We start from the raw sequence: 10877 nt of genomic DNA, 5'->3' as shown, positions 1-10877 counted from the left end.
GAGAGCGCTTCCCTGACACGGAAGAGGTCACTGGTTCAATCCCAGTATCGTCCACCCACAGGCCGAGGGCCGGAGCAGACGCTCCGGCCCTCGGTCGTTGTGTGCGGTGCGGCGGCCAACTGCCCCGGGCGGGCGGAGAGTTCCGGGAAAAGCCCGATGGCCGGGCATCTCCCCAGATGCCCGGCCACTCGTGCCGTCCGCCGCACCCCCGTCCCCACGGGGTTTCGGCCGGAGGTCCCCCGTCCCGGGCCGCTCTCCCGGGACCGGGGCGCCCGCTCAGCGCCCCAGCATTCCGGCCACGGACGACGCCTGTGTGACGACGGCCTCCCAGCCGCCGAAGACCACGGCGAGGAGGAACGCCAGCGGCAGCACCATGGCCACCGCCACGAGGGGGTGGCGGGTGCCGGACGGGCGGCGGCCGAGCGTCGCGGTGGCCCTGCGGCCCCGCGCCCCGAACACCGTCCTCTCCGTGCTGCGCGCCATCGCCCCGCTCCTGTCGTGGTCCAGGGCGGCGGGCGTCTGACCTCGGGGGACGAGTGCTGCGCCCGCCGCTTGACCTCAAGGCTAGGCGTGCCGGGGGCGGCCGGGCGTCATGCCGTCGTACCGCTTGGCGGCCTCCGGGAGGATGACGGGCGGGGGCCCGGCGTACTCCCCTGGGTGGAGAGCGGGGGCGCCGGACCCGGGGACATCCCTGAGAGGGGCGCGCGGGGGCCGGGGCCGGCGCACGGGGTGGCGCGGCGTTGCCGGGGGCGGGGGTGCCGAAACGGTGACTTCGCTCACTCGGGGGGCTCCCCCGCGGGCGGCGGGCCCGTGCGCGGGGGGCGGGGCTGGGGCGCCGGGCACCGGGCCGGTGCGGTGCCTGCCGGGGCGTCAATCGCCGCTGGAAAAGGGATCTTTGGGGCCGACCGCGGGTGGGTGACGCGGTGGGCGGGCCGAATTCCTTCCGTACGGCGGGGATCGGCGCGGCCGCCGGTAATCCGGTTGCCGACGCATGCGCGGCCTCTCAGCACAGCGAGCCGGCAATCCGTAAGCTGTGCCACGTCAGACGGTTGAGCGGAGTGGGGCCTCCCCACCGCAGGCAGGGGACGGACATGGCGATGATGCGGCTCCGACGCGAGGACCCGCGTGTCGTCGGCTCGTTCCGGCTGCACCGCCGGCTCGGCGCGGGCGGGATGGGCGTGGTCTACCTCGGCTCGGACAAGCGCGGGCAGCGGGTCGCGCTGAAGGTGATCCGGCCGGACCTGGCGGAGGATCAGGAGTTCCGGTCGCGGTTCGCCCGCGAGGTCTCGGCCGCCCGGCGGATTCGCGGCGGCTGCACCGCGCGGCTGGTGGCGGCCGATCTGGACGCCGACCGCCCGTGGTTCGCCACCCAGTACGTCCCCGGCCCGTCGCTGCACGACAAGGTGAACGAGGAGGGCCCGCTCTCCCCCGCGCAGGTCGCCGCCGTCGGGGCCGCGCTGTCGGAGGGTCTGCTGGCCGTCCACGACGCGGGCGTGGTGCACCGGGACCTCAAGCCGTCCAACATCCTGCTGTCCCCCAAGGGGCCGCGGATCATCGACTTCGGGATCGCCTGGGCGACCGGCGCCAGCACGCTGACGCACGTCGGGACGGCCGTGGGCTCGCCCGGCTTCCTGGCGCCGGAGCAGGTGCGCGGCGCCGCGGTGACCCCGGCCACCGACATCTTCTCGCTGGGCGCGACGCTGGCGTACGCCTGTACCGCCGACTCGCCGTTCGGGCAGGGCAGTTCGGAGGTCATGCTCTACCGCGTCGTCCACGAGGAGGCGCATCTGGGCGGGGTGCCGGACGCGCTGGCGCCGCTGCTCGCGGCGTGCCTGGCCAAGGACCCGGCGGAGCGGCCCAGCACGCTGTCGCTGTCGCTGCGGCTGAAGGAGATCGCGGCCCGGGAGGCGCACGGCCTGTCGGGCGGGGCGTGGGAGGACGGCTCCGGTGACTGGGGCCGCGCCGAGCGGCGGCCGGGGGGCCGGCCGACCGGGCAGCGGGCCGAGGAGTACGCGCGCCAGCGCACCGAGCGGGGTACGGCGGGCACGCCCGCGCCGCGCCCCCGGCCGGCCCGGCCGCCGGCCTCCCGGGACGCGGCAGGGCGGGCCCCGGGCCCGGCCTCGGGGGCGAACCCGCGCACCGGCGGGCGGACGCCCGGGCGGGGGCCGGCGTCCCGGCCCACGGGGCGAAACGGTTCGCGCGGGCCGGTGCGCACCGGCTCCGGCGGTCGGCGGCCGGGCCCGGACCGGCGGCTGCTGCGGCAGCGCGTCGTGGTGTTCGTGGTGGTGACGCTGCTGGTCGCCCTGGGCATCGCGGCGGCCCAGGGCTGCCAGGGCCCGGCCCGCGGGCTGGGCGGCGACCGGCCGGCGAGCGTGGCGTCGTACGGGCCGGCGGGCGCCGGGGAGACGGCGGCGGGGCTGCCGCGGAGGCCCTGACGGGTCACGGGGAGGGGCTGGCCGGGCCGAGGCGCGCAGGGCGCTGCCGGTGGCGGCGGCGAGGGCGCGCGGGAGGGCGTCCTGAGGGTGGCGCACCGGCGTGCGGTGCGCTTACGCGCTCGGGGTGGGCGTACCCGGCGTACCGGCCAAGGGGCGGGTGACGGCGGCGCGTCGTGGGTCGTCGCCGGCAGCGGCGCGGAACTGCTCGGGGTGCGCGCACAGCATCGGGGGGCTCGGTCTCCCGGCCGGTGGCGGGGCGGCGCCGGGCGGGTCCTCGTCCGCCTGCGTCGGCGTCGCTGACCGGGATCGGCGGCGTGGACGCGGGGTGCGGTGCCCTCAGGTCGGGCGGCCCGTGGTGACGGCGTAGAAGGCCACCGCGGCGGCGGCGCCGACGTTGAGGGAGTCGACGCCGTGGGCCATCGGGATGCGGACCCACTCGTCGGCGGCGCGGAGGGCGCCGGTGGACAGGCCGCCGCCTTCGGCGCCGAGCATCAGGGCGACGCGTTCGAGGGTGTGCGGGGCCGCCGCGTCCAGGGCGGTGGCGCCCTCGGCCGGGGTCAGCGCGAGGAGCCGGAAGCCGGCCTCGCGGACCGCGGACAGGTCGCGCGGCCAGTTCTCCAACCGGGCGTACGGGACGGAGAAGACCGCGCCCATGGAGACCTTCACCGAGCGGCGGTAGAGGGGGTCGGCGCAGTCCGGGGAGAGCAGCACCGCGTCCATCCCGAGGGCCGCGGCGCTGCGGAAGATGGCGCCGATGTTGGTGTGGTCGTTGACGGCCTCCATGACCGCGATGCGGCGGGCGCCGGCGAGGAGTTCGGCGGCGGGCGGCAGCGGGGTGCGCTGCATGGAGGCGAGCGCGCCGCGGTGGACGTGGTAGCCGGTCACCCGCTCGGCGAGGTCCGGGCTGACCGCGTAGACCGGGGCCGGGACCTCGTCGATGACGTCGCGCATCACGTCGACCCACTTGGCGGAGAGCAGCATCGAGCGCATCTCGTAGCCGGCGTGCCGGGCGCGGCGGATGACCTTCTCGCCCTCGGCGATGAAGAGCCCTTCGGCCGGTTCCCGGCGGCGCCGCAGCTCGACGTCGGTCAGGCCGGTGTAGTCGCGCAGCCGCGGGTCGTCCGGGTCCTCGATGGTGATGATTTCTGCCACGGGGAGAGGGTGCCTTGTCGGTGTCGGGGTGCCAAGGGGCGCAAGCGCGGTGGTTACTCGGCGGCGGGGGCGGGCGGGGTCAGGGCGACGACGTCGCCGATGACGAGGACGGCGGGCGGGCGGACGCCCTCGGCCCGCACGGTGTCGCCGAGGGTGGCGAGGGTGGCGTCCACCCGGCGCTGGGCGGCGGTGGTGCCTTCCTGGACGACCGCGGCCGGGGTGTCGGCGGGGCGGCCGCACGCGATGAGCTTGGCGGCGATGGCGCCGCTGTTCTCCACGCCCATCAGGACGACGAGGGTGCCGCGCAGCTTGGCGAGCGCGGCCCAGTCCACCAGTGAACGGGCGTCGTCGGGGGCGACGTGGCCGCTGACGACGGTGAACTCGTGGGCGACGCCGCGGTGGGTGACGGGGATGCCGGCCGCGCCGGGGACGGAGATGGTGCTGGAGATGCCGGGGACGACGGTGCAGGGGATGCCGGCCTCGGCGAGGGCCTGGGCCTCCTCCATACCGCGGCCGAAGACGAACGGGTCGCCGCCCTTGAGGCGGACCACGGCCTTGCCGGCCTTGGCGTGCTCGATGAGGGCGTTGTTGATGGCCTCCTGGGCCATGAACCGCCCGTAGGGGATCTTGGCGGCGTCGATGACCTCGACGTGCGGGGGGAGTTCGGCGAGCAGGTCGCGGGGGCCGAGGCGGTCGGCGATCACCACGTCGGCCTCGGCGAGCAGCCGGCGGCCGCGGACGGTGATCAGGTCGGGGTCGCCGGGGCCGCCGCCGACCAGCGCGACCCCGGGGGTGCGCGGGCGGCGGTGGTGCGGGGCGGCGAGGCTGCCGTCGCGCAGGCCCTCGACGATGGCGTCGCGGACGGCGGCGGAGCGGCGCGGGTCGCGGCCGGTGAGGACGGCGACGGTGACGCCCTCGCTGCGGCCGGTGGCCGGGGTCCAGGCGGTGGCGGCCTCGGCGTCGTCGGAGCGGACGGCCCACACGCGGCGCTCCTCGGCCTCCCGGGAGGCGGCGGCGTTGGCCTCGGGGTCGTCGGTGGAGATCAGCGCGTACCAGGCGCCGTCGAGGTCGCCGGGGCGGTAGCGGCGGCGTTCCCAGCGGAGTTCGCCGGCGTCGGCCATCGCCTCGACGGAGGGGGTGGCGGACGGCGAGACCAGCAGGACGTCGGCGCCGGCGGCGAGCAGGGCGGGGAGCCGGCGCTGGGCGACCTGGCCGGCGCCCAGGACGACCACGCCGCGGCCGGAGAGCCGCAGTCCGACGGGGTAGGCGGCGGGTTCGGCGGCGGGCTCGGCCATGGTGGGGTGGCTCCTTGTGGGGTGGTGCGAGGCGGGGAGGCAGCGGATGCGGCGACCGGGGAAGCCGCTGCGGCGCCGGAGCGGCTTGACGGGGGCGGTACGGCCGGACGGGCGGACGGCCCCGGCCCACAGCCTAGAGGGCTGCGGGCCGGGGGTCATGCGAGGGCCGGGAGCTGATCAGCTCTTCTCGGTCACTCCGGCGGAATCGAAGGTGGCGACCTCGTGCATGGCGCGGGCGGCGCTCTGCACGACGGGCAGCGCGAGCAGGGCGCCGGTGCCCTCCCCCAGCCGCAGGTCGAGGTCCACCAGGGGGCGCAGCCCCAGCTTGTTGAGGGCCGCGACGTGGCCCGGCTCGGCACTGCGGTGGCCGGCGATGCAGGCGGCCAGGGCCTCGGGGGCGATGGCGCGGGCCACCAGGGCGGCGGCGCCGGCGCTGACGCCGTCGAGGATCACCGGCGTGCGCAGGGAGGCGCCGCCGAGGATCAGGCCGACCATCGCCGCGTGCTCCAGGCCGCCGAGGGCGGCGAGGACGCCGATCGGGTCGGCCGGGTCCGGCTGGTGGAGTTCCAGCGCGCGGCGGACCACCTCGACCTTGCGGGCGTGCGTCTCGTCGTTGATGCCGGTGCCGCGGCCGGTGACCTCGGACGGGTCGACGCCGGTGTAGACGGCGATCAGGGCGGCCGAGGCGGTGGTGTTGGCGATGCCCATCTCGCCGGTGAGCAGGGCCTTGTTGCCGGCGGCGACGAGGTCCCGGGCGGTCTCGATGCCGATCTCGATGGCCTTGAGGACGTCCTCCTGGGTCATGGCCGGGCCCTGGGTGAAGTCGGCGGTGCCGGGGCGGACCTTGCGGGGCAGCAGGCCGGGGGTGGCCGGGAGGTCGCCGGCGACACCGACGTCGATGACGCAGACCTCGGCGCCGACCTGGTTGGCGAAGGCGTTGCAGACCGCGCCGCCGCCGAGGAAGTTGGCGACCATCTGGCCGGTGACCTCCTGGGGCCAGGGGGTCACGCCCTGGGCGTGGACGCCGTGGTCACCGGCGAAGATCGCCACCGCGGCCGGCTCCGGGATGGGCGGCGGGCACTTGCGGGACAGGCCGCTGAGCTGCGCGGAGATGATCTCCAGCATGCCGAGGGCGCCGGCCGGCTTGGTCATCCGCTTCTGCCGCTCCCACGCCTCGCCGAGCGCCTTGGCGTCCAGCGGGCGGATCCCGGCCAGGGTCTCCTGGAGGAGGTCGTGCGGGTCCTCCCCGGGCAGCGCGCGGCGCCCGTAGGTCTCCTCGTGGACGACCCAGGACAGCGGGCGGCGCTTGGACCAGCCGGCGTGCAGCAGCTCGGGCTCGTCGGGGAACTCGTCGACGTAGCCGACGCAGAGGTAGGCGACGACTTCGAGGTGTTCGGGCAGGCCCAGTTCGCGGACCATCTCCCGCTCGTCGAAGAAGCTGACCCAGCCGACGCCCAGGCCCTCGGCGCGGGCGGCGAGCCAGAGGTTCTCGACGGCGAGCGCGGAGGAGTACGGGGCCATCTGCGGCTGGGTGTGCCGGCCGAGGGTGTGCCGGCCGCCGCGGGTGGGGTCGGCGGTGACGACGATGTTCACCGGCGTTTCGAGGATGGCCTCGATCTTCAGCTCGCGGAACTGCTTGGCGCGGGCCTTGGGCAGCGACTTGGCGTACGCCTCGCGCTGCCGCATGGCCAGTTCGTGCATCGTGGCGCGGGTGTCCTCGGACCGGATGACGACGAAGTCCCAGGGCTGGGAGTGGCCGACGCTGGGGGCGGTGTGGGCCGCCTCCAGGACGCGCAGCAGGACGTCGTTGGGGATCGGGTCGGGGCGGAAGCCGTTGCGGATGTCGCGGCGTTCGCGGATGACGCGGTGGACGGCGGCGCGCTCCGAGTCGTCGTAACCGGGGGCCGGGGGCAGCGCGGGCTCCGGTACGGCGGCCGGGGCCTCGTCCGGGTGCGCCTCGTCGCCCTCGCCGAGCTCGACGAACTGGGCGTCGTCCTGCTGGAGCGGGCGGCCGCCGGTGTCGTCACCGGCTTCCGCGGCGGCACCGGTGGCCGGGACGGGCTGGTCCGCGGCCTCGGCCGGGGCCTGCGGGGCCGGCGCGGCGGCGGGCTCCTGCGGGGCGTCCGCGGGGGCCGCGTCGGGGCCGGCGGTGGCCTGGGCCGGGATCGGGAGGGTGGCGTGCTGCGCCTGGGGGCCGGCGGCCGGTGCGGTGCCGTCCGCGGCGTCCTGCGGCGCGGCCCCGGCCTCCACGGGCGCGGCGGGCTGCGGCTGTCCGGCACCCTGCTGCGGGGCGTCGGGCGCGTCTATGACGGGGGGCTGCCGGGGCTCCTGGGGCTGCTGCTCCTGCTGGGCCGCGTCGGCGGGGGCCTCGGCCGGGGCGTCGGCGGCCTGCGGGGCGTCGGCGGGGGTCGCCTCGGCGGGGGCCTCGGTGGCCGGGGCGGCGGCGGTCGGGGCCTCAGGGGTGGCGGGCTCGGCCGGCTGCGGCGCGTCCGGCTGCTGCGGCTGGTCCGGCGCGGGGGCGTCGGCGGCCGGAGCGGTGGCCGCCGGTGCGGCGGGCTGCTCGGCCGGGACCTCGGGCTGCGGCTGGTCCGGCGCCGGGGCGGCGGCCGGGGCCTGGCCGGGGGCGGCGGCCTGGGGGTCCGCCGCGGGGGCCTCAGCAGCGGCCTCGGCGGGGGCCTCGGCCGTGGCGGGCTGCTCGGCGGGCTGGGCCTGGGCGGGCTCGGCCTGTTCGGCGGGCTGCGGCTGGGCGGCCTCGGTGGGCTGCGGGGCCTCGGGGGCGGCCTGGGGTGCCTCAGCAGCCTCCTGGGGTGCCTGAGGTGCCGGGGACGCGGCGGGTGCGGCCTCGGCGGCGGGCTCGTCCACGGCGGCGGCCGGGGCGGGCTCCGCGGCCGGCGGCTGGGCGGCGGCCTCCGGGGCGTCGGCCGGGGCCGCGTTCTCCGCCGCCTCCGGCTGTGCGGCGGCAGGCGCGGCGGCGCCCTCGGCGGGCTGCGGGGCGGAGTCCGCGGGCGCTTCGGCGGCCGCGGACGCCTCGGTGTCCACAGGAGCGGGCGCGTCGGCCGGGCCGGTCGCCTCCGCGGGCACGGGGGTCTCCACGGGCGCGGGGGTCTCCACGGGCGCGGCCTCCTGGGCCTGTTCGGCAACGGGCTCCGCCGGGGCAGCCTCCGCCGGGGCGGCGGCCGGGGGCTCCTGGGGGGCGGCGGGCGCCTCCGGGGCGGCGGGCTCGGCCGCGCCCTCGGTGCCGGGGACGCCGTTCGCGGCCGCCGGGCCCGCGGCGTCCGCCGGGCCGTCAGCGGCCGCGGTCTCGGCAGGGGCGGACACCGGCTGCTCGGGGGCGGCCGGTGCGGCGGGGAGCGGCTCGGCGGCCGGGGCCGCGGCGGTGGCGGGCTCCCCCGCGGCTTGGTCGGCCGCGGCCTGGGCGGCGGCTTGCTCTGCCTCCGCCTGGTCGGCCGGGAGTTGCCGGTCCTGCGCCTGCTCGGACGGCATCGGGGGCTGCGGGGCGGTCGGCCCGGCCTCGGGGGCGGCCGTTGCGGCACCGTCCGCGGCGACCGGGGCGGGTGCCGCCGCCACGGCGGCGTCCACGGCGGCCTGGGCGGCGGCCGGCGGCGCGACCGGCGCCTCGGGCCACGGGTGGTCCTGCGGGTGGGACGGGATCTCGCCCAGCTGCGGGCCGGGCAACGGGCCCTGCCCCGCGGCCCCGTAGGACTGCTCGGCGGCCAGCCGGCCCTCGTAGTACGGCGGCAGCTCGGCGGCGGCCGGACCGGCCTCCTGGGCGGTCGGCCGGTCCTGTGCGGCGGGCGACGTGTCGTCAGCCGGCTGCGCGGTGGCGGGCATCGGCTCGGCGGGCGGGGCGGAGGGCTGCTGCTGGGCGGGTGCCGGCGCCGGCTGCGCGGCCTCGGCCGGCACGTCGAGGTACTCGGGTCCCGGGGCCGGTCGGGCGGCCTGCCGGGCGGCCGGCGCAGGGGCCTCCGCGGGGCCGCGGTCGGCCAGCGAACGGACCACGCCGCCGGTCGCGTCGGGCACCGGCGGGCCCATGTGGAGCGGCCGGCGGGGCGCGGCGGCGGGGGCGCGGTGCTGCGGCTGGGGGGCGGCGGGCGGCGGGACGCGGACGGCGCCGAGGTCGACGGAACCGGAGTCCCGGCCGCCGCTCTCGTGGTCGCCGACCGGGGCGGCGGTCTGCTCGTGGCCGGGCGCCTGCGCGTAGCCGGGGGCCGGGGCGCCGGCGGCGGGGTCGTAGGGCGCGCCCTGCGGCTGCGGGACGGGCTGCTGGGGGAAGGGGTGGGCGGGCTGGGCCGGCTGCTGGGCGCCGTGCTCGCTCCAGGCGCCCTGGGCGCCGGGCATCAGCAGGTCGTCCTCCTCGACGGCGCCGTCGCCGAGGTAGGGGTAGTCGCCCGGGTGCTGGGTCGGTCCGGCGTCGGCAGGGGTGGGAACGGCCTGCGGCGCTCCGCGATGTCCGCCTGCGTTCTCCGGCTGTCCCTGGCCCGGGACCTGGCCGGTGTCGGTCATGCGTACCCCTCGCCCACTGCTAGTGCTCCTTCCAACCGCTCGTGCGACGCGCCCGACCGGGGTGCGCGCCGACGCCCCGATAGCGAGAACGAGCGAGCACGCTTCCCGGCACGTCCGCCCTCAAGTGCTTCATTTTCGTCCAAAACCACGGCATTTTCCGGATATTGGCGTACGAAGCCGAACGCGGAACGGCGGCGCAACGATCCGCCAGCCTACCTCGCGCGGGTGGCCTTCCTGGTCACGGGTGAGGAACGCGGTAGCCGCTCAGCAAAAAGACCACGGAGCGCTCCCGCTCGACCCAGGCGGAGGTGTCCAGTTCGACGGACTGGAGGAGGGCGCACTCGACTTCGTAGCCGCCGTCGGCCAGGGCCCGGCCGAGCGCCTCGGCCTCGTCGCGGGTCGCGGCGTGGGTGACGATCCGTTCGGGGCGGCGGGCCGCGCAGGCGGTGACCACCGCCGCTCCCCCGGCGCCGATGCGCACCACGTCCGGTTCCGGGAGGTCCTCCAGGATCTGCGGCGCGCGGCCGTGCACCGCCTGGAGTTGCACGCCGTGCCGGCGGGCGAGGGCGGTGGCGCGGGCGCAGGCGTCGGGGTCGGCGTCGACCGCGATGACCGCGGCGCCGAACCGCGCGGTCTCCACCGCGGCCGCGCCGCTGCCGGAGCCGATGTCCCAGACCAGGTCGCCCAAGCGCGGCCCGAGGCGGGCCAGTTGGGCGGTGCGCAGTTGGACGGCCTCACCCTCGCCGAGCGCGCCCCCGTAGGCCCGGTCCGGGAGTCCCCAGCCGCGCGGGCCGACCGGGTGGCCGACCTCGTGGCCGGCGAGCCAGCCGGTGCCCTGGGCGGCGGCGCCGGACGGCGAACCGCCCACCACGATGACGACGTTGGGGTCGCGCCAGACGTGGTCGGCGGCCTTGTCGGAGGTCAGGACGGTCACCCGTTCCCGTGCGGTGCCCAGGTCCTCGCAGATGACGAAGGTGCGGTGCACGCCGTCCAGGAGGAGGGCGAGTTCGGCGGGGCCGGCGCCGGGTGAGGTGAGGACGGCGACCTTGGGGTGGGCGCGGCAGACGTTGACCGCGCGGCGCAGGTCGCGGCTGTGGGCGACGACGACCTGGGCGTCGTCCCAGGGCATGCCGGCCCGGGCGAAGGCGGCGGCGACCGAGGAGACGGCCGGGACCACCTCGACCTCCAGGCCGTATTCGGGGGCGCGCAGGGCGCGGACCACGCCGAAGAAGCCGGGGTCGCCGTCGGCGAGGACGACGGCGGTGCCGCGGTGCTGGGCGATGCGGCGGGCGGCCAGGGTGACGCTGCCGAGCCGGATCCGTTCGGCGGCCGGCGGCACCTCGGGGAGGGCGAGGTGGTGGGCGGCGCCGGCGACCAGGGTCGCGGCGCCGAGGGCGGAGCGGGCGGCGGCGGTCAGCGGAGAGCCGTCCCATCCGATCACCGTGACCCGGTCGGCCATGCTCGTGTGTCTCCTGGGGCTGGTGGGTTACGC

At 78.2% G+C, this 10877-nt stretch carries 6 protein-coding genes; 1 reads left to right on the top strand and 5 read right to left on the bottom strand.

What is annotated here, in order from left to right:
• Positions 1 to 276: 276 nt before the first annotated feature.
• Entirely contained in the window at positions 277 to 483 is a 207-nt protein-coding gene (locus MUU72_RS28550) for a hypothetical protein (protein WP_248016297.1), read from the bottom strand.
• Positions 484 to 1091: 608 nt separating this feature from the next.
• On the opposite strand from MUU72_RS28550, the gene MUU72_RS28545 reads away from it, so the two are divergent.
• Positions 1092 to 2435: a serine/threonine protein kinase gene (locus MUU72_RS28545; RefSeq protein WP_248016296.1), complete on the top strand. Its 1344-nt coding sequence runs from the start codon at positions 1092 to 1094 to the stop codon at positions 2433 to 2435.
• A 336-nt stretch (positions 2436 to 2771) separates the two neighbouring features.
• Here MUU72_RS28545 and MUU72_RS28540 read toward each other — a convergent pair whose 3' ends face one another.
• The 4 genes from MUU72_RS28540 to cbiE form a co-directional block, all read right to left on the bottom strand.
• Positions 2772 to 3587, bottom strand: coding sequence for a TrmH family RNA methyltransferase (locus MUU72_RS28540; protein ID WP_248016295.1), 816 nt, complete (start codon positions 3585 to 3587; stop codon positions 2772 to 2774).
• 53 nt (positions 3588 to 3640) lie between these two features.
• Entirely contained in the window at positions 3641 to 4882 is a 1242-nt protein-coding gene (gene cobA / locus MUU72_RS28535) for a uroporphyrinogen-III C-methyltransferase (protein WP_248016294.1), read from the bottom strand.
• Between the two features lie 177 nt (positions 4883 to 5059).
• Entirely contained in the window at positions 5060 to 9385 is a 4326-nt protein-coding gene (gene cobT, locus MUU72_RS28530) for a nicotinate-nucleotide--dimethylbenzimidazole phosphoribosyltransferase (RefSeq protein ID WP_248016293.1), read from the bottom strand.
• 238 nt (positions 9386 to 9623) lie between these two features.
• Positions 9624 to 10844, bottom strand: a complete 1221-nt coding sequence (gene cbiE, locus MUU72_RS28525; protein ID WP_248016292.1) for a precorrin-6y C5,15-methyltransferase (decarboxylating) subunit CbiE — start codon at positions 10842 to 10844, stop codon at positions 9624 to 9626.
• Between the last annotated feature and the right edge of the window lie 33 nt (positions 10845 to 10877).

The organism is Streptomyces rhizoryzae (assembly GCF_023155275.1).
Lineage (GTDB): Bacteria > Actinomycetota > Actinomycetes > Streptomycetales > Streptomycetaceae > Streptomyces > Streptomyces rhizoryzae.
This window is presented reverse-complemented; position numbering and strand designations above follow the sequence as displayed.

What these genes read in the sequence shown, in the direction of transcription:
- cobT (WP_248016293.1), bottom strand. Translation starts at nt 9,385, where the DNA reads ATGACCGACACCGGCCAGGTCCCGGGCCAGGGACAGCCGGAGAACGCA.
- MUU72_RS28550 (WP_248016297.1), bottom strand. Translation starts at nt 483, where the DNA reads ATGGCGCGCAGCACGGAGAGGACGGTGTTCGGGGCGCGGGGCCGCAGG.
- MUU72_RS28545 (WP_248016296.1), top strand. Translation starts at nt 1,092, where the DNA reads ATGGCGATGATGCGGCTCCGACGCGAGGACCCGCGTGTCGTCGGCTCG.
- cbiE (WP_248016292.1), bottom strand. Translation starts at nt 10,844, where the DNA reads ATGGCCGACCGGGTCACGGTGATCGGATGGGACGGCTCTCCGCTGACC.
- cobA (WP_248016294.1), bottom strand. Translation starts at nt 4,882, where the DNA reads ATGGCCGAGCCCGCCGCCGAACCCGCCGCCTACCCCGTCGGACTGCGG.